The following is a 25,199-nucleotide window of genomic DNA, read 5'->3' as shown; positions in this document are numbered from 1 at the left end:
CCTTCGCCGAACGTTACCTCTCCACCGACCTCTTCCACGGACTGTGAGATGGCAATGGCCTCGCCAGGGGGTGATGCTCCCAGCCAGCGTCGCCATGTAAGGCGGCTAGAGACCGGGAGAAGAACCATGACGCGGCGCCTCGCCACGGCCCTGACATCCTCGATCCTGGCGCTGCCGCTGCTGGCGGCGCCCGCCCTGGCGCAGCAGAGCCCGACCCTGCTGCCCACCCGCGATGTGGCCGTGACCTTCCGCCTGACCGGCAGCGACCGGATGCCCGGGGACATCAATGCCGCCTGGCTGGCCAGCCAGCGGGTGCTGCGGGTGGACAATGCCTCCGCCCCCGGCTGGCTGATGGTGGATCAGCCCAGCCAGCGCGCCTTCATGGTCATGGAAGGCCAGCGGCTGGTGATGCGCCTGCCGCAGGCGCCCGAGATCGCCATGCTGCTGGACCGGCCGGAGTCACAGGGGCGCGTCACACGGCTGGGGCGCCGCACCGTCGCCGGCATGGGCTGCACGGACTGGCGCATCGAGCGGCGGGACGGCAAGGGCGGCACCGCCTGCCTGACGCAGGATGGCGTGCTGCTGCGCGCGCAACAGACCGGGCGGCAGGAAGTGCTGGAGGCCACCCGTGTGAGTTACGGGCCGCAGGACCCTGGCCGCTTCCGCCTGCCGGGCTACCCGCAGTTGCAACTCCCCGCCAGCCTGCGCGGATTGCGCCTGCCGGGCTGAGGATTCAGGCCGGGTCCAGGAAGATGGGCCGGGCCGCCGGGTCCCAGGCGATGCCGGCCTCGGCCAGGGAAGGCGCCAGCGCTGCGGCCGGCAGCCGCAGGTAACGCTCCAGCAATTGCAGGTAGAGGCCCATGAAGCGCGGCCCATGGCCATCCGAGGCACCGTCATGGGTGCTGGTCATGGCATGGGCCAGCTCATGCAGCAGCAGCCAACTCGGCCATTGCGGTGGCAGCCGCAGGCGCAGCCGGTTGGCATCGGCCTGCACGCGGCGGGATTGCGGCGGCAGCGGCTCCACCGCCGGGGGGTAGCGCAGGCCCATCTCGGCCCAAATCGCCTCCACCATCGGCCGGGCGGCGGCGAAGGGCAGCAGGTCCTGGCCATGCGGCGCCACATGCGCGTCTTCCCAGGCATAGACCCGGGCGCGCTGGCGGTCGCGCTTCATTCCAGCAGGCCGCGCCCGTTGCCGGAGACGGGGCGGTTCAGGTTCACCCGCTCCCCCGCCGCCTCGCCATGCCGGAAGGCGGCATTCTGGCGCAGGCTGCGGCGGCCGCCGGAAACCAGCCGCGTGCCGGTCTCGCGGAAGGCATCATCCACCACCCGGTGCTTCACCAGCATCAGCGCGGTGCCGGTCTGCCGCTGCGCCGCCACGCCAGCCTCGCGCTCCGCATGCATGACCTCCAGCCGCTCGGCCAGCCGCGCCGCCATGCCCTGCTGGAAGCTGGTGCTGGCCTGCCGCAGCGGCACGCCACGCAGCGCCGGGCGGGCGGCGCGGAAATGCTCCACTTCCACCACCATGGCGCGGCCGATCACCTGGAACAGATAGGCGGCGAGCGCCGTATCCGTCTCGAAGCCGAAGAAGACATAGCGCGGCCCCACGCCATCCCGCGCCAGCCAGACCTTGCAGTCGCAGAAGCGGGCGATGGCCGGCACGCAGCCATCAATCGGCCGCCGCTGCCGGCCGGGGAGGGGGATCTCGACCTGAACACAGCGGGCTTCCCGCAGGTCGATCTCCTCCATGGAGAGGGCGTAGCGCTCCAGCAGCCGGCCGACCATCTCGGCAGCGGCCATGGCCTCGGCCTCGGTGCAGCCGTTGGAGACGGTACGCTCGGCCAGGGCGCGGATGCGCGCCTTGACGCGCGCGATCTCGGTTTCCTGAGAAGGGGGCATAAAGGTCCGGATCGGATTCGGAAAGGCGCCAACAGCCTAGCTGCGGCGCCGCTGGCGGTCAGGCCACGGCGGGCTGGCGCGCCTCAGAGCCCCAGGCGCTCCAGCGCCTGGCGCAGCTCGGCGTTGGCATAGGGCTTGGGCAGGAAATCCACCTGCTGGTGCTGGATGAAGCGCTGCCGCAATTCCTCCGTGTCCGCGCCACTGGCGATCAGCACCGGCAGGTTGGGGCGGATGGTGCGGATCTCGTCCACCATGTCACGGCCACGGGCACCGGGGATATTGATATCCAGCAGCACGGCTTCCAGCGCGCCCTCGCCAGGGTCCACCTTGGCCAGCACGGCAGCGGCATTGGCGGCCTCGGTGGCGCGGAAGCCCATGTCCTCCAGCATCGCCACGGTGACCATGCGCACAATCGGTTCATCCTCCACCACGAGAATGGTGGGGCGCTGGGACTCGTTCGGCTGGGTAACGCTCATTGGATCTCTCGCCGGGGCAAATGCGACCATCGCAGAGCCTGAGGCTCGCCCCGGATATGGGTTGATGCAGCGCCTGCCAAGATCAGCAAGGCGGCCCATCACAGAAACGTGTGCAGGGCGGGTGAGAAACCCGCCACCTCCCCAGGGGTTGCATGGTGCTGCGCCTTTTTCCGTGAGGTGGCTGGACCCGATAGGGGTATTGGGGGCATGGAGAAGCATCCCCAGCAACGGAATACCAGACCCGTATGACGCCCACCGATATCGCCCGTGTCCAGACCTACCTTCGGCGCCTGCTTGGCTCGGACCGCATCCGCATCGTGCCGCCGGCGCGCAAAGGCCTGTCCGTGGAAGTGGCGGTGGAGGACGAGGTCATCGGCACTCTGCACCAGGACCATGACGAGGGCGAGACCTCCTATTCGGTTCACCTGACCATCCTGGAGGAAGACCTGCCGCCGGCGCCCAAGGAGCCCACCAAGCGGCGGTGACCTCAGGCGGGCTCACGTGCCCGCCTCACCCACCCGCATGAAGGCCAGCGCGTCCCGCAACGTCGGCGCCAGGAAGCGCAGCGTGCCGGACAGCGCGCCTGCGATCGCCGCATGGCCGATGCCGGGGTAGAAGCGCGTCTCCACCGGGCCGCCATTGGCCTGGATGCGTCCGGCCAGGCGCCGGGCATTGCCGGGGTCCACGGTCTCGTCGGCCTCGCCCTGCAACAGCAGCATCGGCGGGTTGGCGCCATCGGCGAAGCTGATGGGCTGCGTCCGCGCCAGTTGCTCCGCCGGGCCGAAGATCGGCCGCAGATCCGCCCGCAGCGGCAGGAAATCGTAAGGGCCGGCAATGCCGATGACCCCGGCGAGGTCCCGCGCCGGGCGCATCCCCACCGCGCCAAGCCATTGCCCGTCCAGCGCCAGCATCGCGGCATTGTAGGCGCCGGCGGAATGGCCCATCAGGAACAGCCGGCCCGGGTCGGCGCCCAGCATCGCGCGGTTGTCGAAGGCCCAGCGCGTTGCCAGCGCGCAGTCCCGCAGAAAGGCGGGGAAGGCCGCGTCTGGGTAAAGCCGGTAATCCGGGATAGCGACGATGCAGCCACGCTCCGCCAGCGCCGCGCCCACGAAGCGGTACATGGCCCGGCTGCCCTCCGTCCAGCCGCCACCATATAGAAACACCACCATGGGTGGCGAGGCGGTTTCCGGCGGCGGCTGGTAAAGGTCGAGCTTCTGCCGGGGCAGATCGCCATAGGGAATGGCCTCGCCCGCCATGCGCTCCGGCGCCAGCCCGTTCAGCAGGCTGGCGGGAGAGCAGCCGGAAGCCAGCAGCAACCCCGCCACCCCCAGCATCCGCCGCCCCATGGCCCCTGGCATCCGGGAAGATGAGGGCAGGGCAGGCTTGGGAGGAAGCGTCATGGCTTGCGCGGTGGCCTTGCACGGGAATGGAAAGGTGACGCCCGCGCTTGCCAAGGGTTGCATCCGGCGCGGGATGGTTGCGCGGCGGCGGCATCCGGCGTGAAGATCGGCCAGACGCGGAAGGGAAGGGACGCCATGCCGCACGACCACGACCACCACGACCACCACCATCACGACCATGGCAGCAGCCTCTCCGAGATGGAGCTGCGCGTGCGGGCCCTGCAGTCGCTGCTGGTGGAAAAAGGCTACGTGGACCCCGCCGCCCTGGACGAGTTCGTCGAGACCTATGAAACCCGTATCGGCCCGCGAAACGGCGCGCAGGTCGTGGCCAAGGCCTGGGCCGACCCCGGGTTCCGCGACTGGCTGCGGCGCGACGCCAGCGCCGCCATCCATTCCCTCGGCTTCACCGGGCGCCAGGGCGAGCACATGGTGGCCGTGGAGAATACGGCGGAGGAGCACAACATGGTCGTCTGCACCCTTTGCTCCTGCTACCCCTGGCCGGTGCTGGGGCTGCCGCCCACCTGGTACAAGTCGCCGGCCTACCGCTCCCGTGCCGTGATCGACCCGCGCGGCGTGCTGCGCGACTTCGGGGTGGAGCTGCCGGAAACCACCCGCATCCGCGTCTGGGATTCCACGGCCGAGATCCGCTACCTGGTCATCCCCCGCCGCCCGGAAGGCACCGAGGGCTGGGACGAGGCCCGGCTTGCCACCTTGGTGACGCGGGATTCCATGATCGGCACCGGCCTGGCGCGGCCCGCGGCATGAACGGCCCGCATGACCTGGGCGGCGCCATGGGCTTCGGCCCCGTGGTGCCGGAGCCGGAAGGCGAGCTGTTCCACGCGGATTGGGAAAAGGGCGCCTTCGCGCTGACCCTGGCCATCGGCGCGCTAGGCCGCTGGAGCCTGGATGCCGCCCGCCATACCCGGGAAAGCATTCCGCCGGCCCGCTATCTTTCCGCCAGCTACTACGAGATCTGGCTGACGGCACTGGAGCGCCTGCTGGTGGCTCATGGCCTCACCACCGAGGCCGAGCTGCGGGAGGGCCGCGGCCTGGAGGCGCCGCAGCCGGTGCGGCCCATCAAGGCGGAGAATGTGCTGCCGGCATTGATGCGCGGCTCGCCCTATCATCGCCCCGCCAGCACCCCCGCCCGCTTCGCGGTGGGTAACCGCGTGCGGACGCGCAACGAGCATCCCACCGGCCATACCCGCCTGCCGCGCTACGCGCGCGACAAGGAGGGCGTGGTGGAAGCGGTCCGTGGCGTCTTCGTCTTTCCCGATACCCTGGCGCATGGGCAGGGGGAGGCGCCGCAATGGCTCTACACCATCCGTTTCGAGGGGCGGGAATTGTGGGGTGAGGCATCCGACCCCACCCTGGCGATCTCCATCGATGCCTGGGAGTCCTACCTTGAGCCGCTCTGACCCCATTCCCGCCGACCTGCCTGGCCTGGACCTGGGACCGGACGGGCCGGTCTTCCGCGAGCCCTGGGAAGCGCAGGCCTTTGCCATGGCCGTGGCGCTGCATGGGGCAGGCTGCTTCAGCTGGAGCGAATGGGCCCAGGCCCTGGGGCGGGAGATCGCCCGGCCGGGCGGCGAGCAGACCGCCTATTACGAGCACTGGCTGGCGGCGCTGGAACACCTGGTGGAGGAGAAGGGCATCCTGGATGCCCCCCTCCTGCTGCGCCGGCGCGAGGAATGGCGCGCGGCGGCCGAAGCCACCCCGCATGGCGAGCCGATCCTACTGCGCTGAATCGGCTCGCTTTTGAGCGGAAGAGACGGGTCGCTTCAGCGCGCCGGACGCACCTCGGTGGCCAGGGTCTGCTCGTCCAGCCGCGGCGTATAGGTCAGGCCGCGCCGGGTCGCCCAGACGCTCTTCTGCGTGTGCAGCGGGATGATCGCGACATCATCCATGGCCATCTTCATGGCATCCTGCAGCATCGTCTCGCGCGCCTTGTCATCCAGCGTGCTCAGCGCCTTCTCCGCCAGCGCATCCATCTCCGGGTTGGAATAGCGCCCGTAGTTGGACAGGCCGAGGCTGCCGCCGCCGCCCTGCGCCCGCGTGCCCATCACGGCACGCAGCGAGGTGGAGGGCTCGCCCGTGCTGTTGCTCCAGCCCAGCATATAGGCCGAGGCATCGAAGCGGTTCAGGCGGCCGATCAGCGTGGCCAGCGGCGTCGCCTCAACCTGTGTCTTGATGCCGATGCGCGCCCACATCTGCGCGATGACCTGCTGCACCTGGGAATCATTGATGTAACGGTCATTGGGGCCGCGCAGCGTGATGCTCAGTCCGTTCGGGTAACCCGCCTCGGCCAGCAGCTTCTTGGCGCGGTCGGCATCGAACTTCGGCACCGGGATCGCGGGGTTATAGCCGAAGGAGCCTTCCGGCATGAACTGCCCGGCCGGCACCGCGACATTCTCCATGATCCGCTGCACAATGGCGGGGCGGTTGATGGCGATCGAGAGCGCCTCGCGAACACGCTTGTCCTGCAGCGGGTTCTTGGCGAGTTCCTCGCCATTCGGGCCGCGCACATCCGGCGTCGGGCCATCGCGGAACACGTCGAGGCCCAGGAAGATCAGCCGCAGGCTGGTGCCTTCCGCGACGGTGACCTTGTCGTTGTTGCGGATCTTGGCGACATCGGCGGTGGGCACGTTGTCGATCATCGCCACGTCGCCGGAGAGCAGCGCCGCGACGCGCGCACCGGAATTGGTGATGATGCGGTAGTTCACCCGGTCCCAGGCCGGCTTCTCGCCCCAATAGGCTTCGTTGCGCGCCATCTCGACCCGGTTGTTGGGGTCGTAGGAGACGAACTTGAAGGGGCCGGTGCCGATGGCCGCCTTGCCGGAGTTGAAGTCCGAGGAAGGCGTGTTCTCGCCGATGCCGCGCGAGACCATGAAGACATTGGCCAGGTCGTTGGGCAGCAGCGGGTAGGGCGCGGCGGTCTTGAAGCGAACCGTATGCGCATCCACCACCTGCACGTCCGTGATGGCACGGGTATAGACGGCGAAGGAGCTGGGGCTCTGCACCCAGGGCACGCGCTTCAGCGAGAAGGCCACGTCCTCGGCCGTGAAATCGGCGCCGTTGTGGAACTTCACGCCGGGCCGCAGCTTGAATTCCCAGGTGGTGTCATCCACCAGCTTCCAGGATTCCGCCAGCGCCGGCTGCACGCGCGCATTCTCGTCGCGCTGCGTCAGCCCCTCGAACATATGGGCGGAAAGCTGAATGCTCGGCGTCAGCGTGTAGTAATGCGGGTCGATGCTGGCCGGCGGCGCGCTGACGGCCAGCGACAGCGGCTCGGCCTGCGCGGCCGCGAAGGGCGCCAGCAGGGCGCAGCCCAGCAGGGCCGCGCGGAGGGAACGGGTCATGATGCTCATCGGTCTTCCAGGCTCAGTTCCTGCTGCACCAGGCTCGCCCAATAGGCGGCTCCAAGGGCCAGGGTATCGTCGTTGAAGTCATATTTCGGCGTGTGGACATTGTGGAAGCTGCCATCGGCATTGGCGCCATTGCCGATACGCATGAACACGCCGGGCTTCTGCTGCAGCATGAAGGCGAAATCCTCGCCGCCCGTGCTCATCGGGAAGTCCCCCACCGCCTGCTGGCCCACCAGCGCGGCGGCGGCGGCATTGGCCACCGGCACCTTCTCCGGCGCATTCACGGTGGGCGGGCAAAGCGCCTCGTAGGTCAGCTCGGCCTCGCAGCCATGCGCGGCCGCGAGGGTCCTGGCCAGTTCCTCCAGCCGCTGGCGGATCACCGCCTGCGCCTCGGGGCGGAAATAGCGCGCGGTGCCGCGCACCACGACGCGCGCCGGCATCACGTTGGGCGAACCATAGGTGCCGCCGGAGACATGGCCGACGGAAAGGGCTGCCGGTTCGGTCGGCTTCAGGTTGCGCGGCAGGATGGTATGCACCGCCAGCAGGAAATGGCCCAGCACCACCGTGACATCGGTCGCCAGATGCGGCGCGGAGCCGCCATGGCCACCGGTGCCGGTGAAGGTGACGCCCCAGAAGTCGGCGCCGGCCAAGATCGGCCCGGGACGGGTGGCGAACTGCCCCACCGGCAGGCCGGGGGTATTGTGCATGCCGTAGACCGCATCCACCGGGAAGCGGTCGAAGAGCCCGTCGGCGATCATGGCGGCGGCGCCGGTGCCGGCCTCCTCGGCCGGCTGGAAGATGAAATGCACCGTGCCGGCGAAATCGGGGTTGCGCGCCAGGTACTTGGCGGCGCCTAGCAGCATGGTCGTATGCCCGTCATGGCCGCAGGCATGCATCTTGCCCGGCACCTTGGAGGCATGCGGAAAGTCATTTTCCTCCTGGATGAAGAGCGCATCCATGTCGGCCCGCAGCCCAATGGCGCGCTGGCCCGGCCGGCGCCCCTGCAGGGTGCCGACCACGCCGGTCTTGCCGATGCCTTCCTCCACCGTCAGACCCCATTCGCGCAGCTTGCTGGCGACCAGAGCGGCGGTGCGCACCTCCTCGAAACGGGTTTCGGGGTGCTCATGGATATCGCGCCGGATGGCGACGAGTTCCGGTTCGAACTCTTTGATCGCCTCAAGCATGCTCTGCCGCATCACGGGTACCTCTTAGGCTTGCGGGATGTTGCGCACAGTGATCCGGCGGCCGGGGTGGGTCAATGCATTGACCTCAAGATCCTGCGAGCCGGAATGGAAGGGTCGCTTTGCGGCGGCGATTCCGCCCCCGACCTTTCTGGCCGCTCGGCTGGCGGGGCCGGCGGAATGAAGGGGTCGCTTTTCGATGCCTCCATCGAGGCCAAAAGCGCCGGAGTCGCGCCGAAACGGGAATCAAGGGGTCGCAATTCGGAGGTTCGGCGAGGCTCTGCGGGCTCTGGCGACCTCCGGCTTCGGCTTTATCCACGAAAAAGCCCACAGGACCGGTCAATCAGTGTCTGATTCAGAGTCTATTAGAAGAGTCTATTCCGAGAAAAACCGGCTAAAATCAGATAGTTAATTCAGCCTAGTGACCCCTTCCTTCCCGTTTCCGACCTCTTCTCTCCCAAACCCGACCCCGCCATTCCCAAATCCGACCCCTTGCTTCACTTCTCCCCCGTCTCATCCACCGTGGCGGGGGCCGGGGCCGGACCGCAGCCGCCAAAACGACCCCTTGATTCCCTGATGATGCGAAAGCTGTCTCGCGGTGCTAGTCTGCCTGCACCCGCCGGAATCAAAGGGTCGATATTGTGGTGACGAATACAGGCAGCCAGGAGCTGACGGAAGCCGAGCGGAAGCGCCTGGAACGCTTTGAGCGCGCCAAGGCCAATCGCCGTGGCCGCAAGGCGCCAACCGTCATGCCTTCCCGTCTCGCACGGACTTCTGCCTTTGCCCCGCGCAAGAAAGGGCTGATCACCGATAGCGGCTTTCAGCGTCTTTACGTCGTCCGGCCGCATACGGTGGTGGAAGTCCGGGGCCGCGAGCTTGGCTCGCAGCACCGGGACGCGCTTTACGCATTGTTCCGCATGCGCGCGAAGCGGACCGAAATGGCGCCCCAGAACGGCGCCCGCCCCTTGCCCTATTACCATACCGAGACGACCTGGCGTGCCCTGCTGGCCGCCACCGGCCGCACGGCGCATGTGAACAACCTCGGCACCATGTTGCGGGTCTTTGAAGAATTGCGTTCCGTGTCCTTCCGCTTCTACCAGGGCGACTTCGCGCAATACGAGGCCGCGACGCAGAGCGGGCGCCTCGCCGCGGCCGGTTACTCGGACAATCTGCTGGGCCGCATCGAATGGGATGGCGTGACCCTCGATTCCCGGGTCAAGGTCGCCTATGGCGAATGGGTGCGCGACATGTTCGAGAGCCGCACCCTCGCCAGCATCGATGGCGAGACCTATTTCAAGCTGCGCTCGGACTATGCCAAGGCCTTCTGGCCCTTCATCGATTCCCAGCCGGACTATACCTGGGTGCCGGTGGAAACCCTCGCCGAGCTGGCCGGTCGTGACTACAAGGCCGAGACCACGCGCCAGCGCCTGAAATTCCGCGAGGAATGCCGCCAAGCCTTCGAGGACATGACGAATGCCGGCGGCCTGGCCTCCTGGACCTGCGAGGAGACCGGCAGCGGCCGCGCCAAGTCCTACCGCTACCGCTATGTCCATGCCTTGCCGAAGCAGGGTTCGCTCGCCCTGCAGACACCCGGAATAGAAGGGTCGGAAACGACCTGAACGTTGGAATGAACGGGTCGTTTCCGCCGCTGGCGCCTTAGCTGGCCACCCGGACCAGCAGCTTGCCGAAGTTGCGCCCTTCCAGCAGGCCCGCGAAGGCCTCCGGGGCCTTCTCCAGCCCTTCCACCACATCCTCCCGATAACGAACCTTCCCTTCCGCCACCCAGGCCGACATCTCCCGCAGGAAATCCGGCCGATGCGCGGCGAACTCCCGCTGAATGAAACCGCGGATGGTCAGGCTGCGGGACAGCACCTCCCGCATCAGGCCGGGCAGGCGGTCAGCGCCGCTGGTATTGGCGCCGTTGTATTGCGACACCAGCCCGCAGACCGGCACGCGGGCGAATTCGTTCAGCAGTGGGAAGACCGCGTCCCAGACCGGGCCGCCAACATTCTCGAAATAGACATCAATGCCATCGGGGCAGGCGGCGGCCAGTTGCTCGGCGAAATCTGGCGCGCGGTGGTCGATGGCAACATCGAAGCCGAATTCCTCGCGCAGCGCGGCGCATTTGCGCGGCCCGCCGGCGATGCCAACCGCCCGGGCGCCCTTGATCCGCGCGATCTGCCCCACCGCCGAGCCGACCGGTCCGGTCGCGGCGGCTACCACCACCGTCTCACCCGGCTTGGGCTGGCCCAGCAGCAGCAGCCCGGACCAGGCGGTGAAGCCTGGCATGCCTAGCACACCCAGTGCGGTGCTGACCGGCGCCACCGAAGGGGCCAGCTTGCGCAGGCCCTCGCCCGAGGCCACCGAATGGCTCTGCCAGCCGGAATAGGAGAGCACGGTATCGCCCGGCGCGAAGCCTGGGTGGCGCGATTCCAGCACGCGGCAGACGGTGCCGCCCTCCATCACCTCACCGATGCCGACCGGCTTGGCGTAGGATCTCCCGGCATTCATCCGCCCGCGCATATAGGGGTCGAGCGAAAGGTAGAGCGTCTGCAGCAGCACCTCGCCCTCCGCCGGTGGCGGCACCGGATGTTCCTCCAGGCGGAAATGCTCTGGCCCGGGGCGTCCTTCCGGCCGCGCGGCAAGACGGATCTGGCGGCTGACGGTCTGTGGCATCGGTATGCTCCTTCTTGGCTGGTGGCTGAGATGGGGCCGCCGCGCCAGGATGGAACCGCCGCTTATTCCGGCAGGAGGCTCTGGACGCTTTCGAAACCCTCGAACTGCGGTGGGCCGACATAGAGCGGCTTGCGCTCTCCGGCGCCGCGATGCGCCGCGCGGAAAGCTTCCGACCGCGTCCAGTTCTCGAAATCCTCGCGTGAGCGCCAGGTGGTGTGGGAGGCGTAGAGGACATGGTCCTCCGCCGCCGGGCCGCGCAGCAGGTGGAAGGCGACGAAGCCCGGCACTTCCCGCAGCCGGGAGTCGCGGCTGGCCCAGACCTGCTCGAACTCCGCTTCATTCCCCAGGGCGACACGGAAGCGGTTCATGGCAATGAAGGGCATGGCGCTGCTCCTGCTGTTTGCGAATGCTTCTCATTCATGGTAGGGCCTTGCGTCACGGCCTGTCGAGCCGGACCCTCCGCATCCCAGGATAGCCGCCTGTGATCCCGCCCGATATCGCCACCCTGACCGATTACGAGCCGCACGCGCGCCGGCGGATGGGGGAGAATGCCTGGGCCTATGTCTCCGGCGGCGCCGCGGATGAGCTGACGCTGGCCGAGAACCGCGCCGCCTTTATCCGCCTGAAGCTGAACCAGGGCGTGCTGGCCGATATGGAGGGCGCGAGCACCGGGCTGGAGCTGTTCGGGCAGCAACTGGCGCACCCCGTTCTGGTGGCGCCCACGGCCTTCCACCGCCTGCTGCACCCGGAAGGGGAGATCGCCACGGCCACCGGCGCCAGCGCCATGCAGGCGGGCATGGTGGTCAGCGCCCAGGCCAGCCTGCCGCTGGAGGCCATTGCCGCCCGTGCCACGCCACGCCCCTGGTTCCAGCTCTATATCCAGCCTGACCGCGATTTCACCTGGTCTCTCGCCCGCAGGGCGGAGGAGGCCGGCTATGCCGCCATTGTCGTCACCGTCGATGCACCGGTCAGCCTGCGCAACCGGGAACAGCGTGCCGGCTTCCGCCTGCCGCCGGGGGTGGAGGCGGTGAACCTGCGCGGCGCCGGAGCGCAGCCGGGCGGCGACGCCGTCTTCGGCGGCCTGCTGCAAGGCATGGCCAGCTGGGCCGATATCGGGGCGCTGCGCCAGAGGACGCGCCTGCCGCTGCTGCTGAAGGGCATCACCACACCCGCCGACGCGCGACGCGCATTGGAGGCCGGGGCGGATGGGCTGGTGGTCTCCAACCACGGTGGACGGGTGCTGGACGGCCAGCCCGCCAGCATTGAAGTGCTGCCCGCCGTGGCTCAGGCGGTGGCAGGCCGCGTGCCGCTGCTGCTGGATGGTGGCATTCGCCGCGGCACCGATGTGCTGAAGGCCCTGGCCCTTGGCGCCCGCGCCGTGATGGTGGGGCGACCCGTTCTTTACGGCTTGGCCTTGGCCGGCGCGACGGGTGTCGCGCATGTGCTGAAGCTGCTGCGCACTGAGCTTGAGGTCGCCATGGCCCAGACCGGCTGCCCGCGCCTGGACAGCATCACCCCCGATATCCTGTGGCAGCCGGGGAACGGCCAGTGATCCACAGTCTCAACCCCGTCCTCCAGGGCCCCCTGTCCTTTGCGCAGGATGCGCTGTGCCTGCCCTGCGACAGGCCGGAAGGTGAGGCACTGCCCTGTGCCGCCCTGACGGAACCGGGCGTGCTCTGCGGGCTGCTGGACCGTTTCGCTGCCCGCCACGGCGGCGCCGACCGCCGTGCGGTGGTCTCCATGTGGACGCAGTATTACGCGGTTCGTCTGGTCTATCCGGTGTTGGCCGCCAACCTGCTGCTGGGGCGCGACCTGCCGATCGCGCCAGAAGATACGCTGCTGCTGGTGGGCCCCGATGGTGAGCCGCGCGGCTTCTGCCTGGCGCATGAGGGTGGTGAGGTGGCGGCCGGCGGGGTGGAGCGCTTCGCGCCGCTGCTGCGCGGCCATTTCGCCCCCTTGGTGGCGGCGGTGGTCGCGGAAGGCCGCATCGCACCCCGCCTGGCCTGGAGCAATATCGGCGTGCGCTTCGCCAGCGCCGCCGAGATGGCGGAACAGCAGGGCCTGCTCTCCGACGCCGCCCGCGCCGATATAGATGCGGTGCTGGAGCAGAGCTGCTGGCCCGATGGCTCTCCCAACCCGATCTGCGGCGTCTATGGCGCCCCCTGCGGCGAGGCCGGGCGCCGCCGCCGCGTCTGCTGCCTGCGCTACCTGCTGCCGGATATGGCCGGCTGCGGCTGCACCTGCCCATTGCCGGCCGGGCGGGGCGAGGCGCTGACGCGGCATTGAGCGGCGGCGCGGTTGCACGCCGCGCCCGCCCCCCATAAACCCTGGCGCCTTGATCGAGGAGCGCCCAGGGCATGACCACCATCGCCGCTGCCGGCACTGCCGGTGGCTGGGGGCGGGAACTGCGCGCCATGCTGGCCCTGGCTTGGCCGCTGGCACTGACCAATCTGTCGCAGGTCGCCCTGGTGGTGACGGACACGCTGTTCCTGGGCCATCTGGGGGAGATCCCGCTGGCGGCGGCCACGCTGGGCGGCAATCTCTACTTCATCGCCATGTCGCTGCCCTTCGGCCTCGCCTTCGCGGCCTCGGCCATGATGGCGCAGGAGAAGGGGCGGGTGCGCCACCATGTGCGGGAGATGCGCCGCACCTTCCGCCAGGCGATGTGGCTGGGGCTGCTGTCCTTCCCGCCCATCGCCCTGCTGCTGTGGCACAGCGCCATCTTCCTGCGCGCCACGGGCCAGGACCCCGAGCTGGCCGAGGCGGCCCAGACCTTCGTGCGCGCCATGATGTGGGGGCTGGTGCCCTTCTACGGCTTCCTGCTGCTGCGCGGCTTCCTTTCCGCGCTGGAGCGGCCGAATGCCGCGCTCTGGGTTTCCACCGCCTGCATCGGCATCAATGTGGTGCTGGATTACGCGCTGGTGGCGGGGGGCTTCGGCGTCCCCTCCCTGGGCGTGGTGGGGGCGGGGGTGGCCAGCGCCAGCTCCAACCTCTTCATGTTCCTGGGGCTGGTGGGGGTGATGGCGCTGGACCGGCGCGTGTCCCGCTTTCAGCTCGCCGGCCGCTTCTGGCGCACCGACTTCCGGCGCATGGTGGAGATCGTGCGGATCGGCCTGCCGATCGCCGGCACCATGCTGCTGGAAATCGGCGTCTTCAGCGGCACGGCCCTGGTGATGGGCTGGTTCGGCCCTTCCGCCGTCGCCGCCCATGCCGTGGCGCTCCAGGTGGCCAGTTCCTGCTTCATGGTGCCCATGGGCATCGGGCAGGCGGCCACCGCGCGGGTTGGCCTGGCGGCAGGGGCGGAAGACCCGGAAGGGGTTCATCGCGCCGGCTGGATGGCCATCGGCCTTGCCGCCGGCTTCATGGCCAGCACGGCACTGGTGCTGCTGCTGGTGCCGGGCTTCCTCGCCGCGCTCTTCTTGCCGCCGGATCTGGGGGAGACCCGTCGGCTGGCCGCGACGCTGCTGATGGTGGCTGGGTTGTTCCAGCTGGCCGATGGCGTGCAGGTGGCGGCGGCCGGCGCGCTGCGCGGGCTGAAGGACACACGCCTGCCGCTGCTCTTCGCCGCCCTGGGCTACTGGGTGCTGGGGTTGCCGGTGGGAATGCTGCTGGGCTTTCCGGCTGGGCTGGGGCCGGTGGGTGTCTGGTTTGGCCTGGCGGCCGGGCTGGCGGTTGTCGCGGTGCTGATGACGCTGCGCTGGAGGCGTCTCGTGGTGCTGGCGCCTGGCTGAGCGCGCGGCGCAACCGCCGCCGCGCCCGCGCTTTCTATGGGAACGGAAAGGGCGGCTTCACCGCCCGCCGCATCCATGGGGTGAGCCATGCCATCCGAGGGCGCACTCGACCGCTACAACGCCAAGCGCGACTTCACGCGCACCGCCGAGCCACGCGGCAAGGCCACCCGCCGCAAGAAGGGCGCGCTGAGCTTCGTGGTGCAGAAGCACGATGCGACGCGGCTGCATTTCGACTTCCGGCTGGAACTGGACGGCACGCTGAAAAGCTGGGCGGTGACCCGCGGCCCTAGCCTGGACCCCGCCGACAAGCGCCTGGCGGTGCAGGTGGAAGACCATCCGCTGGATTACGGCACATTCGAGGGCACCATCCCCCAGGGTGAATATGGCGGCGGCACGGTGATGCTGTGGGATCGCGGCACCTGGGAAAGCCTGGACGAAGACCCCGGCAGGGCGCTCGCCGCCGGCAAGCTGAAGTTCCAACTGCATGGGGAACGGATGCACGGCGGCTGGACCCTGGTGAAGATGCGGCCGCGCGGACGCGAGACCAAGCCGCAATGGCTGCTGATCAAGGAAAAGGACGAGGAAGCCCGCCCCGGAGAAGGGGAAAGCCTGATCGAGGCGGAAACCACGTCCGTCCAGTCCGGCCGCTCCATGGAGGAGATCGCGGGCAAGGCGGCAGCCAAGCCGCAGCCCAGGAAGGCCGCGAAGAAGCGCGCCCCGCGCCGCGAACCCGCCGCACCGGAACCCCCCGCCAAGGCCGGCGAGTTCATTCCGCCGCAGCTTTGCAGCAGCGCCGCCCAGGCACCGTCCGGCGCCGAATGGGCGCATGAGGTGAAGCTGGATGGCTATCGCCTGCAGGCGCATGTAGCGGGGGGCAAGGCAAGGCTGCTGACCCGCAGCGGCCAGGATTGGACCTATCGCTTCCCGGAAACCGCTGCCGTGCTGGGTAAGCTGCCGGATTGCGTGCTGGATGGCGAATTGGTGGCCAATGACGCCGAGGGCCACCCCGATTTCGCCGCGCTGATCTCCGCCATGGACCGCAAGCGCACGGATGAACTGCGCTTCTTCGCCTTTGACCTGCTCTTCGCCAATGGGCAGGACTGGCGTGCGCAGGCCCTGCGGGACCGCAAGGCGGCCCTGAAGGCATTGCTGGCCGATGCACCGCCCGAGATCACCTATGTCGAGCATTTCCAGGCCACGGGTGAGGCCATCCTGCGCTCCGCCTGCCAGGTGGGGCTGGAGGGCGTGGTCTCGAAGCGGCTGGATGCGCCCTATCGTTCCGGGCGGGGCGAGGACTGGGTCAAGACCAAGTGCCGCGGCAACGACGAGTTCGTCATCGGCGGCCACGGGGTCGGCCCCAAGGGCAATATGACGCTGCTGCTGGGCGCCTGGCGGGATGGCGGGCTGGTGTATCTCGGCCGCGTCGGCTCCGGCATTTCCGCCGCGCGGACGCGGGAGCTGACGAGGCTGCTGAAGCCACTGGCGCGCGGCACCTCGCCCTTCTGCAACAAGCCCGACCCTTCCGACCGCCGCCGCGCCCAATGGGTGGAGCCGAAGCTGGTGGCCGAGGTGGATTACGCCGGCTGGACCGGGGAAGGCCGCATTCGTCAGGCCTCCTTCAAGGGCCTGCGGGAGGACAAGCCAGCCGAGACGGTGACCCCTCCGGGACCTCTGGCGGGCCAAAACGACCCGTCCATTCCAAACCCAGAGACACGCCCGCGCGTGGTTTCCACCGGCAACAGCGTGGCCGGCGTGCGGCTGAGCCATCCGGACAAGCTGCTCTGGCCGAAGGAGGGCGTCTCGAAGCGCCAACTGGCCGAGTACTACGCCACCGTGGCGCCGAAGCTGCTGGATTATGCCGGCGGCCGGCTGGTGGCGCTGCTGCGGGCGCCGGATGGCATCGAAGGACCGCGCTTCCTGCAACGCCACCCCGGCGCCGGCACTTCCGCCCTGCTCCAGCGCGTGCCGCTGAAGGGCGAGGAGGAACCTTTCCTGGCCGTGGACAGTGCCGAGGCCCTGGTGGCCCTGGCGCAATCGGCGGTGCTGGAGATCCACCCCGGCGGCGCCCTGGCCAGGGATGCCGAGCGGCCGGACCGGCTGGTCTTCGACATCGACCCGGATGAGGGACTGGGTTTCGCCGCGGTGGTCGAGGCGGCTCGGGAGGTGCGGCGGCAATTGGAGGCGCTGGGCCTCGGCGCCTTCGTGAAGACCACGGGCGGCAAGGGCCTGCACGTGGTCGCGCCCCTGAAGCCCGATGCCGGATGGCCGGAGGCCAAGGTATTCTGCGAGGCGCTCTGCACCGTCATGGCGCAGGCGGCGCCGGAGAAATACACCACCACGCTCTCCAAGCGCGCGCGGAAGGGCAAGATCTTCCTCGACTATCTGCGCAATGACCGCACGGCGACGGCGGTGGCCGCTTGGTCGCCGCGCGCGCGTCCTGGCGCCACCGTCTCCATGCCCCTGGCCTGGGAGGAACTGGGCCCGAAGCTGGACCCCAAGGCCTTCACCGTGGAGACCGCCCCGGCGCGGCTGGATATCCCTGACCCCTGGGCCGGCTATGCCGATGCCGCCCGCCCGCTGCCCCGGCCGGGCGGCAGGAAGCGCCGCAGCAAGGATAAGACATGAGCGAACGCCCGATCTGGCGCGGCACCCTGCGCCTGGCGCTGGTTTCCTGCCGCATCGCACTGGTGACCGCGCATCACGAGCGGAACAACCTGCATTTCCACCTGATCAACCCCAAGACCGGCAACCGCATCCGCACCCAGACGGTGGATGCCGAGACGGGCAAGGAGGTGGAGCGCGGCGACCTCGCGCGCGGCTACGAATACGAGAAGGGCGAGTATGTCATCCTGACCGAGGAGGATTTCGACAGCGCCCGGGTGGAAAGCACCAGCACGCTGAACATCGCGAAATTCGTGCCGGGGGATTCAGTCGGGTCGCTGTATGTCGATAACAGCTACTACGTCGTGCCGGACGACGACGACAGCGCGGATGTCTACGCCGTGCTGCGGGATGCCTTGCAGGAAAGCGGCATGATGGCGCTCTCCCGCCTCGTGCTGTTCCGGCGGGAAAGGGCGGTGGGCATTGTTCCCCTGGGCAAGGGGCTGGTGCTGCATACGCTGCACGAGGAGAGCGACCTGCGCCCGGCGAAATCCGCCTTCGAGGATGTGCCGAAAGCGGCGCCCGACAAGGAGATGGTGAAACTCGCCCGCCAGTTGATCGAACGGCAGGTGGATGAATTCGACCCGTCCGATACCGAGGACCGCTACGAGGCGCGGCTGCGCGAGGTGATCGAGGCGCGCAAGCAGGGCAAGCCTGCCGAGCCGGAGCCGGAGGAGCAGCCTGACCGTGGCAATGTCATTGACCTGATGGCGGCTTTGCTGAACAGCCTGAAGCAGGGCGCGCCGCGCAAGGCCCCGGCCAGCAAGCCGGCGCCACGCAAGGCGCCAGCCCGGAAGGCCACGCCGGCCAGAAAGAAGCGCGCCTGAACCCAGGTGCTGGCGGGAGTTTACATGGCGGATTTCGATGGGCGGGAAAGCCGCCGGCGCACGACCTTGCTTGGCATCCCGATGGATGCGGGCACCAGCGTGCCCGGTGCCCGCATGGGGCCTGCGGCGCTGCGGATCGCCGGGCTGACGACATTGCTGCGCGAACTGGGGCATGAAGTGGAGGATGCCGGCGACCTGCCGCCGCCGGAACACCCCTTCGTGGACATGGCGCCGCAGGATGTCGCCGGCTGCCGGAACCTGGAGGAAGTGGCGGGCTGGACGCAATCGATCCATGACCGCGCCCATGCGCTGGCAGAGCAGGGCAGGCTGCCGATCTTCCTGGGCGGCGATCACGCGCTCTCCATGGGCAGCGTCAGCGGCATCGCCCGCCACTGCAAGGATGCGGGGCGGCAACTGGCGGTGCTCTGGATCGACGCGCATGCCGATTTCAACACGCCGGCCACCACGCCCTCGCGCAACATGCACGGCATGTCGCTGGCTTTCCTTTCCGGCGAGGAAAGCCTGCGCCCGCTGCTGGGCGACCGCCCGCTGGTGCCATTGCCGCCGGAAGCCATCCATATCTTCGGCCTGCGTTCCATCGACACGGAGGAGCGGCGGCAGGTGCAGGCGCATGGCGTGCGCGCCATCGACATGCGCGCCATCGACGAGCAGGGCGTGGCCGCGCTGATGCGGCCGTTGATCGAGCAATGGCAGGCGCGGGACGTGCACCTGCATGTCAGCTTGGACGTGGACATGCTGGACCCGTCGCTGGCCCCGGGCGTCGGCACCACGGTGCCCGGCGGCGCCACCTACCGGGAGGCGCATCTGATCATGGAGATGTTGCATGACAGCGGCCTGGTCGGCTCGCTCGATATCGTGGAGCTGAATCCCTTCCTGGATGAGCGCGGCCGCAGCGCCCGGCTGCTGGTGGAGCTGGTGGCCAGCCTCTTCGGCCGCACGGTGCTGGACCGGCCGCCGGTGCGGATGCGGGCCTTCTGACGATCACGGATGCACGCCTTCTGATCTGGCGCGCAACCTTGCGCCCCTTCGGCGCATAGGACATCACGGGACTGGTGGCCGGCCTCCGGTCCCGTGTGTTTCCTCCCGCAGCCGGTGGTGTATCGCATGACCTTCGCTTCTCTCTACCGCCACGGTTTCGCCCGCATCGCCGCCTGCACGACGCGCTGCACCTTGGCGGACCCGGGCGCGAATGCCGAAGCCGTGCTGGCCGCGGCGCGCGAATGCCATGAGGCCGGCGCGGCGGTGGCAGTGTTCCCGGAACTGGCGCTCTCCGGCTACTCCATCGACGACCTGCACCTGCAGGACACGCTGCTGGATGCGGTGGAGGAAGCGGCGGCGCGCCTGATCTCGGAATCGGCCTCGCTGCGCCCCCTGCTGTTGGTGGGCGCGCCGCTGCGCCATGCCGGGCGGGTCTATAACACCGCCCTCGCCATCCAGGGCGGCCGGCTTCTTGGCGTGGTGCCGAAGCAGCACCTGCCCAACTATCGTGAATTCTACGAACGCCGCTACTTCGCCAGCGGCGCCGGCACCGAGGGCGGCCGCATTCGCCTCGCCGGCCAGGAAGCGCCCTTCGGACCCGACCAGCTCTTCGCGGCCGAGGACCTGCCGGGCCTCATCGTCCATGCCGAGATCTGCGAGGACCTTTGGGTTCCCATGCCGCCGAGCGCGCGGGGCGCGCTGGCGGGGGCGGCGGTGCTGGCCAATCTCTCCGCCAGCAACATCACCGTTGGCAAGGCGGATACGCGGCGGCTGCTCTGCCAATCGCAGTCCGCGCGCTGCCTCGCTGTCTATGTCTATGCCGCCGCTGGCACCGGGGAGAGCACCACCGACCTCGCCTGGGACGGCCAGGTCTCGATCTTCGAGAACGGCCTGATCCTGGCGGAAAGCGAGCGTTTCCCCTCCGAAGGCCAGACCGTCTTCGCCGATGTGGACCTGGACCTGCTGCGGCAGGAGCGCGCGCGCCAGGGCACCTTTGATGACAACCGGCGCATCGTTGAAGGCACCGCCTTCCGCACTGTCACCTTCCACCTCGATCCGCCCACCCAGGATCTCGGGCTGCGGCGGCCGGTGGAGCGCTTCCCCTTCGTTCCCGCCGATCCGGCGCGGCTGCACCAGGATTGCTACGAGGCCTACAACATCCAGGTCTCCGGCCTGATCCAGCGGCTGCGGGCCACCAAGGGGCGCATCGTCATCGGCGTCTCGGGCGGGCTGGATTCCACCCAGGCGCTGATCGTCGCCGCCAAGGCCATGGATCTGCTGGGGCGGCCGCGCACCGATATCCTCGCCTTCACCATGCCGGGCTTCGGCACCAGCGAGGGCACGCGCACCAATGCCCATGCGCTGATGGAATCCCTTGGCGTCACCGCGCAGGAGCTGGATATCCGCCCGGCGGCGACGCAGATGCTGAAGGACCTTGGCCATCCCTTCGGGCGCGGCGAGCCGGTTTATGACGTGACCTTCGAGAATGTGCAGGCGGGCCTGCGCACCGACTACCTCTTCCGCGCCGCCAACCACCACGGCGGCATGGTGCTGGGCACCGGCGACCTGTCGGAACTGGCGCTGGGCTGGTGCACCTACGGCGTCGGCGACCAGATGTCGCATTACAACGTCAATTCCGGCGTGCCGAAGACGCTGATTCAGCACCTGATCCGCTGGGTCGTCTCCTCCCGCCAGTTCGACGATGCGGTGGGCGCGACGCTGACCTCCATCCTGGGCACCGAGATCTCTCCGGAACTGGTGCCGGCGGAAGGGCAGGCGCTGCAAAGCACGGAGCAGAAGATCGGCCCCTACGCGCTGCAGGATTTCCACCTGTTCTACACGCTGCGCTACGGCTTCCGGCCTTCCAAGATCGCCTTCCTGGCCTGGCACGCCTGGCACGATGCCTCGCGGGGCCGTTGGCCCGCCGGCTTCCCGGAGGATGCCCGGCCGCAATACGACCTGCGCATCATCCGGCATTGGCTGGAAGTGTTCCTGGCGCGTTACTTCGGCTTCAGCCAGTTCAAGCGCTCCGCCATGCCGAATGGGCCGAAGGTCTCGGGTGGCGGATCGCTGTCGCCGCGTGGCGACTGGCGCGCGCCCTCCGACGGCACGGCCACGGCCTGGCTGGAGGAATTGCGGCGGAACGTACCCACCGAGTGAGCAGGACAGGAGGAAAACGCGATGGCAAGAGGCGACGGACTCCGGGACAAGCCGCTCGGCTCCGATTGTGTCCATCTTTGCGTGGACATGCAGAACCTCTTCGCCGAGGGCTCTGAATGGCATACGCCCTGGATGAAGCGCGTGCTGCCCTTCGTGGAGCAACTGGTGGAGGCGCATCCGGCGGAAACCATTTTCACCCGCTTCATTCCCGTCGCGCATCCGGGAGAAGGCGAGGGCACCTGGAAGGAGTATTACCAGCGCTGGTCGAAGATGACGCTGGAGGCCCTGCCGCCCAGCATGGTCGATCTGGTGCCGCAGCTCGCACGCTTCGTGCCGCCGGCCACGGTGATCGACAAGGGTGTCTATTCGCCGTGGCTGGAAACCGGCCTGGATGAAATGCTGCGGGAGCGTGGCACCAACACGCTGGTCATCAGCGGCGCCGAGACCGATGTCTGCGTGCTGGCGGCGGTGATGGGCGCGGTGGACCGCGGTTATCGCATCGTGGTGCCGAAGGATGCGCTCTGCTCCTCCTCCGACGCGATGCATGACGCGTTGCTCGGCCTTTATAGCCAGCGCTATGGCGGGCAGGTGGAAGTCGGCACGGTGGAGCAGATCCTGCGGCTCTGGAAATGACGGCGGACCCGTCGCACCGAAGCGTCGCCAGCAACCGGGATTACGCCATCGGCTTGGCGCGTGCCTTTGCCGGCGCGTTGATCTTCGCCTTTCCACTCGTGATGACGATGGAGATGTGGTGGATCGGCTTTTCCATCACGCCGGCACGGCTTCTGGTGTTTCTGTTGCTGGGCCTCGGCATTCTCGTCGGTCTTGCCTATTACAGCGGCTTCGAGCCGGCGGACCGTGTCTCGGATGCGGTGCTGGATGGATTCACGGCCTATGGCGTCGGCTTCCTGGGCCTGGGGCTGCTCCTGTGGCTGCTCGGCGTGGGGACGGAGGACATGGGCTGGCGCGGCTGGATAGGCATGATCGCCGTCCAGGCCATTCCGGCGGGCATGGGCGCTGGGGCCGCCCGCAAGCAGTTCGGGGGCGGCGAATCCCGGGGGCGGGACGACCGTGCTGGCTACCCGGCGCAGTTGTTCCTGATGGTGGCCGGTGCCTTGTTCACGGCCTTCAACGTGGCGCCGACCGAGGAGATGATCCTGATCACCTACCAGATGAGTGCCGCGCAGGTGCTGGGGCTGGCGGCGCTCTCCCTGCTGCTGCTGCATCTGCTGGTCTATACGGTGGGCTTCGCGGGGCAGGAGCAGTGGCCGGAGGGTGTCGGCTTCTGGCCGGTCTTCCTGCACTACACGGTGGTGGGCTATGCGCTGGCGCTGCTGGTCAGCGTCTGGGCGCTTTGGACCTTCGGCCGCACGGATGGTGCCGCGCTGCCGCTGGTGGCGATGATGGCGGTGGTGCTGGGCTTCCCGGCAGCATTGGGCGCGGCCATCGCGCGGCTGGTGGTTTGAGCCATGCGCAGGCCGTTGCTGGAATGGATCTGCGCTGCCATCGGGGCGGCACTGGTGGCCGCGACGCTGGTGACCGTGGCCCTGCAGATCCCACGGGAGGATGGGGCACCGCCCCTGCTGCGGGTGCGGGCAACGGATGTGGTGGCGGGAGAGGAGGGGCACCTGGTCCGCTTCACCGTGACTAATGCCTCCCAGGCCACGGCCGCGGCGGTGGATATCGAGGGCCGGCTCTCCGAGGATGGGCAGGTGGTGGAGACCAGCCGCGTGACGTTGGACTATGCCCCACGCGGCTCCGCCGCCCGAGGCGGGCTGTGGTTCACGCGGGACCCCGCCTGCTGCAGCCTCTCCCTCCGCGCCACGGGATACCAGGAGCCATGAGGGCTGGAGCCCTTCCGCGATAGGAGAAGCGCGGGCGGCCCTTAGCCGAAGCACGCCCGCGCTCTGGCCTCTCAGCCAGCTTCCGCTGCCAGCGCCGCGGCGACCCGGCTGGCGAAGGCCACCGGGTCACGCGGCGTGTCGCCATCCTGCACGCGGGCGAGGTCCAGGAGCAGGCCCGCCGTCTCCGCCAGGTCGGCGCCCGCGCCGGCGCGCTCCGCCAGGCGCCGGATCAGGGGATGGCGCGGGTTCAACTGCAGCACGGCCCGGTCGGGGCCGAAGGCACGGCCCGCCCGGCGCAGCAGCCGCTGCATCTGCAGGTCCGGCCCGCCAGCCTCGGCCGCCAGCACCACCGCGCTGCCCACCAGCCGATCCGTGGCCTGCACGTCCGCCACTTCGTCCTTCAGCGCCTCTTTCAGCAATGGCAGGAGCGGGGCGAGGTCGGCTGCCTCCGCGGCAGCCTCTCCCTCCAGCGGCAGCTTGGAGAGGTCGATATCGCCCTGGGTGATGCTGCGCAGCTTCTTGCCCTCGAAGCTCTCCACCCGCTCCGGCCAGAAGGCGTCGATCTGGTCTGCCAGCAGCAGCACCTCGACACCACGGGCCTTGAAGCCCTCCAGCTGTGGCGATTTGGCCAGAGCCTCCGCGCTGTCACCGGCGAGGAAATAGATCGCTTCCTGTTCCGGCTTCATCCGGCCGACGTAATCGGCCAGCGAGGTCCAGCCCTCCACCGCCGAGGAACGGAAGCGCAGCAGCCTGGCCACGTCCTGCCGGTGCTCGGCATCCTCCCAGACGCCTTCCTTCAGCACCACGCCGAAGTTCTCCCAGAACTTGGCGTAATCCTCGGCATCCTTGGCGCGGGACTTCAACTCGGAGAGCACGCGGCTGGTCACCGCCTTGCGGATGCGGCCCAGCACCGGCGTCGCCTGCAGCATCTCGCGCGATACGTTCAGCGGCAGGTCCTCGGTATCCACCACGCCATGCACGAAGCGCAGCCAGGGTGGCAGCAGCTTGGCATCCTCGGTGATGAACATGCGGCGGACATGCAGGCGCAGGCGGCTCTCCCGCTCCCCTTCCACCACCTGGAAGGGCTTCATGCCGGGGATGAAGAGCAGCGCGCTGAAATCCACCGTGCCTTCGGCGCGCCAGTGCAGCGTGGCCCAGGGCTCATCGAAGGCATGGGCCACATGGCGGTAGAAGTCGGCGTATTGTTCCTCTGTGATCTCCGACTTCGGCTTGCGCCAGAGCGCCGTGCCCTCGTTGGCCGGCTGCTCCTCCCCGTCCCGCACCACGGTGATGGGGATGGTGATGTGGTCGGCCCATTTGCGGATGATGGTCTGCAGCCGGATCGGCTCCAGGAACTCCTCCGCGTCCGGCTTGATGTGCAGCACGATGTCGGTGCCGGCTTCCTCGCGGCTGGCGGGGGCCAGGGTATATTCTCCCCGGCCTTCGGAGGCCCAGGTCCAGGCCTCCTCCGTGCCGGCGCGGCGGGAGGTCACCTCCACCCGGTCCGCCACCATGAAGGCCGAATAGAAGCCGACGCCGAACTGGCCGATCAGGCTGGGCTTCTCCGCCGCCGGTGCCTCGGCCAGCGACTTGGCGAAGGCCAGGGTGCCGGAGCGCGCGATGGTGCCGAGGTGCTGCGCCAGCTCCGCCTTGCTCATGCCGATGCCAGGGTCGGAGAGGGTCAGGGTGCGGGCGGTCTTGTCCGGGACAATGCGCAGCTTGGCTTCGCCCGGCAGCATCAGGCCCGGCTCCGTCAGGGCCTCGAACCGGCGGCGGTCCACCGCGTCGGCGGCATTGGCAACCAGCTCGCGCAGGAAGATCTCACGTTCCGAGTATAGCGCGTGGACAACGAGATCGAGCAGGCGCCCCACTTCGGCGCCGAATTCATGCCGCTCCAAGGCTTCGCTCACAATGCATCTCCCTCAAGGGTCAGGCTCAGCGAGGCGCGATATGTAGGATCGGCCCGCATCTTTCAACGACCGC

25 protein-coding genes are annotated in these 25,199 nt (G+C 68.8%); 16 read left to right on the top strand and 9 right to left on the bottom strand.

What is annotated here, in order from left to right:
• The first annotated feature begins 126 nt into the window (after positions 1-126).
• Complete coding sequence (locus IBL25_RS09275) at positions 127-729, top strand: hypothetical protein (RefSeq protein ID WP_187778269.1); 603 nt, start codon at positions 127-129, stop codon at positions 727-729.
• Between the two features lie 4 nt (positions 730-733).
• On the opposite strand, the gene IBL25_RS09270 is transcribed toward IBL25_RS09275, so the two are convergent.
• The 3 genes from IBL25_RS09270 to IBL25_RS09260 form a co-directional block, all read right to left on the bottom strand.
• A complete protein-coding gene (locus IBL25_RS09270) occupies positions 734-1,171 on the bottom strand; it encodes a hypothetical protein (RefSeq protein ID WP_187778268.1) in 438 nt (145 codons plus the stop codon).
• Positions 1,168-1,896, bottom strand: coding sequence for a DUF7168 domain-containing protein (locus IBL25_RS09265; protein WP_187778267.1), 729 nt, complete (start codon positions 1,894-1,896; stop codon positions 1,168-1,170). The genes IBL25_RS09270 and IBL25_RS09265 overlap by 4 nt, the downstream gene beginning before the upstream one ends.
• Positions 1,897-1,979: 83 nt before the next feature.
• The gene (locus IBL25_RS09260; RefSeq protein ID WP_187778266.1) at positions 1,980-2,372 is read right to left on the bottom strand and encodes a response regulator; all 393 of its coding nucleotides are present in this window, start codon (positions 2,370-2,372) and stop codon (positions 1,980-1,982) included.
• A 245-nt stretch (positions 2,373-2,617) separates the two neighbouring features.
• On the opposite strand from IBL25_RS09260, the gene IBL25_RS09255 reads away from it, so the two are divergent.
• A complete protein-coding gene (locus IBL25_RS09255; protein ID WP_187778265.1) occupies positions 2,618-2,857 on the top strand; it encodes a DUF3126 family protein in 240 nt (79 codons plus the stop codon).
• 12 nt (positions 2,858-2,869) lie between these two features.
• Here the strand turns inward: IBL25_RS09255 and IBL25_RS09250 are convergent, their stop codons facing one another.
• Positions 2,870-3,718, bottom strand: coding sequence for an alpha/beta hydrolase (locus tag IBL25_RS09250; protein ID WP_202986731.1), 849 nt, complete (start codon positions 3,716-3,718; stop codon positions 2,870-2,872).
• 189 nt (positions 3,719-3,907) lie between these two features.
• On the opposite strand from IBL25_RS09250, the gene nthA reads away from it, so the two are divergent.
• The 3 genes from nthA to IBL25_RS09235 are packed head-to-tail and all read left to right on the top strand — an operon-like array spanning position 3,908 to position 5,518.
• A complete protein-coding gene (gene nthA / locus IBL25_RS09245; protein WP_187778264.1) occupies positions 3,908-4,537 on the top strand; it encodes a nitrile hydratase subunit alpha in 630 nt (209 codons plus the stop codon).
• Positions 4,534-5,190, top strand: a complete 657-nt coding sequence (gene nthB / locus IBL25_RS09240; protein ID WP_187778263.1) for a nitrile hydratase subunit beta — start codon at positions 4,534-4,536, stop codon at positions 5,188-5,190. Before nthA ends, nthB begins: the two co-directional genes overlap by 4 nt.
• Positions 5,177-5,518, top strand: a complete 342-nt coding sequence (locus tag IBL25_RS09235) for a nitrile hydratase accessory protein (protein WP_238940303.1) — start codon at positions 5,177-5,179, stop codon at positions 5,516-5,518. The genes nthB and IBL25_RS09235 overlap by 14 nt, the downstream gene beginning before the upstream one ends.
• 35 nt (positions 5,519-5,553) lie before the next feature.
• Here IBL25_RS09235 and IBL25_RS09230 read toward each other — a convergent pair whose 3' ends face one another.
• Positions 5,554-7,131 (bottom strand): ABC transporter substrate-binding protein, encoded by a 1,578-nt coding sequence (locus IBL25_RS09230; protein ID WP_367615584.1) that lies wholly within the window; start codon positions 7,129-7,131, stop codon positions 5,554-5,556.
• A gap of 5 nt (positions 7,132-7,136) precedes the next feature.
• Entirely contained in the window at positions 7,137-8,333 is a 1,197-nt protein-coding gene (locus IBL25_RS09225; RefSeq protein WP_187778260.1) for an amidohydrolase, read from the bottom strand.
• Positions 8,334-8,962: 629 nt separating this feature from the next.
• Here IBL25_RS09225 and IBL25_RS09220 point away from each other — a divergent pair.
• Positions 8,963-9,937 carry a hypothetical protein gene (locus IBL25_RS09220; RefSeq protein WP_239417697.1) on the top strand — a complete coding sequence of 325 codons (975 nt, stop codon included), beginning with the start codon at positions 8,963-8,965 and terminating at the stop codon, positions 9,935-9,937.
• A 37-nt stretch (positions 9,938-9,974) separates the two neighbouring features.
• On the opposite strand, the gene IBL25_RS09215 is transcribed toward IBL25_RS09220, so the two are convergent.
• Together IBL25_RS09215 and IBL25_RS09210 are read right to left on the bottom strand one after the other, a co-directional pair.
• Positions 9,975-10,994, bottom strand: a complete 1,020-nt coding sequence (locus IBL25_RS09215) for an NADP-dependent oxidoreductase (RefSeq protein ID WP_187778258.1) — start codon at positions 10,992-10,994, stop codon at positions 9,975-9,977.
• Positions 10,995-11,056: 62 nt separating this feature from the next.
• Complete coding sequence (locus IBL25_RS09210) at positions 11,057-11,377, bottom strand: antibiotic biosynthesis monooxygenase family protein (protein WP_187778257.1); 321 nt, start codon at positions 11,375-11,377, stop codon at positions 11,057-11,059.
• Positions 11,378-11,475: 98 nt separating this feature from the next.
• Here IBL25_RS09210 and IBL25_RS09205 point away from each other — a divergent pair, with 98 nt between their 5' ends.
• The 10 genes from IBL25_RS09205 (at position 11,476) to IBL25_RS09160 (ending at position 23,216) form a co-directional block, all read left to right on the top strand.
• A complete protein-coding gene (locus IBL25_RS09205; protein ID WP_367615583.1) occupies positions 11,476-12,546 on the top strand; it encodes an alpha-hydroxy acid oxidase in 1,071 nt (356 codons plus the stop codon).
• On the top strand, positions 12,543-13,280 hold the full coding sequence (gene fhuF, locus IBL25_RS09200; protein WP_187778256.1) for a siderophore-iron reductase FhuF: 738 nt from the start codon (positions 12,543-12,545) through the stop codon (positions 13,278-13,280). The genes IBL25_RS09205 and fhuF overlap by 4 nt, the downstream gene beginning before the upstream one ends.
• Before the next feature lie 71 nt (positions 13,281-13,351).
• Positions 13,352-14,725 carry an MATE family efflux transporter gene (locus IBL25_RS09195; protein ID WP_238940302.1) on the top strand — a complete coding sequence of 458 codons (1,374 nt, stop codon included), beginning with the start codon at positions 13,352-13,354 and terminating at the stop codon, positions 14,723-14,725.
• 87 nt (positions 14,726-14,812) lie between these two features.
• Complete coding sequence (gene ligD / locus IBL25_RS09190; protein WP_187778255.1) at positions 14,813-17,350, top strand: DNA ligase D; 2,538 nt, start codon at positions 14,813-14,815, stop codon at positions 17,348-17,350.
• Entirely contained in the window at positions 17,347-18,213 is an 867-nt protein-coding gene (gene ku / locus IBL25_RS09185; RefSeq protein ID WP_187778254.1) for a non-homologous end joining protein Ku, read from the top strand. Before ligD ends, ku begins: the two co-directional genes overlap by 4 nt.
• A gap of 24 nt (positions 18,214-18,237) precedes the next feature.
• Positions 18,238-19,212 carry an arginase gene (rocF, locus tag IBL25_RS09180; protein ID WP_187778253.1) on the top strand — a complete coding sequence of 325 codons (975 nt, stop codon included), beginning with the start codon at positions 18,238-18,240 and terminating at the stop codon, positions 19,210-19,212.
• 126 nt (positions 19,213-19,338) lie between these two features.
• A complete protein-coding gene (locus IBL25_RS09175; RefSeq protein WP_187778252.1) occupies positions 19,339-21,372 on the top strand; it encodes an NAD(+) synthase in 2,034 nt (677 codons plus the stop codon).
• A gap of 21 nt (positions 21,373-21,393) precedes the next feature.
• Entirely contained in the window at positions 21,394-22,005 is a 612-nt protein-coding gene (locus tag IBL25_RS09170) for an isochorismatase family cysteine hydrolase (protein WP_187778251.1), read from the top strand.
• Positions 22,002-22,838: a TIGR02587 family membrane protein gene (locus tag IBL25_RS09165; protein ID WP_187778250.1), complete on the top strand. Its 837-nt coding sequence runs from the start codon at positions 22,002-22,004 to the stop codon at positions 22,836-22,838. Before IBL25_RS09170 ends, IBL25_RS09165 begins: the two co-directional genes overlap by 4 nt.
• A 3-nt stretch (positions 22,839-22,841) precedes the next feature.
• Positions 22,842-23,216, top strand: a complete 375-nt coding sequence (locus tag IBL25_RS09160) for a TIGR02588 family protein (protein WP_187778249.1) — start codon at positions 22,842-22,844, stop codon at positions 23,214-23,216.
• A 71-nt stretch (positions 23,217-23,287) separates the two neighbouring features.
• Here the strand turns inward: IBL25_RS09160 and htpG are convergent, their stop codons facing one another.
• Positions 23,288-25,126, bottom strand: a complete 1,839-nt coding sequence (htpG, locus tag IBL25_RS09155; RefSeq protein ID WP_187778248.1) for a molecular chaperone HtpG — start codon at positions 25,124-25,126, stop codon at positions 23,288-23,290.
• Positions 25,127-25,199: the final 73 nt, after the last annotated feature.

It is taken from the genome of Pseudoroseomonas ludipueritiae (assembly GCF_014490445.1).
Classification (GTDB): Bacteria; Pseudomonadota; Alphaproteobacteria; order Acetobacterales; family Acetobacteraceae; genus Pseudoroseomonas; species Pseudoroseomonas ludipueritiae.
The sequence above is the reverse complement of the archived record's forward strand: the minus strand, read 5'-3'. Positions and strand labels throughout refer to the sequence as shown.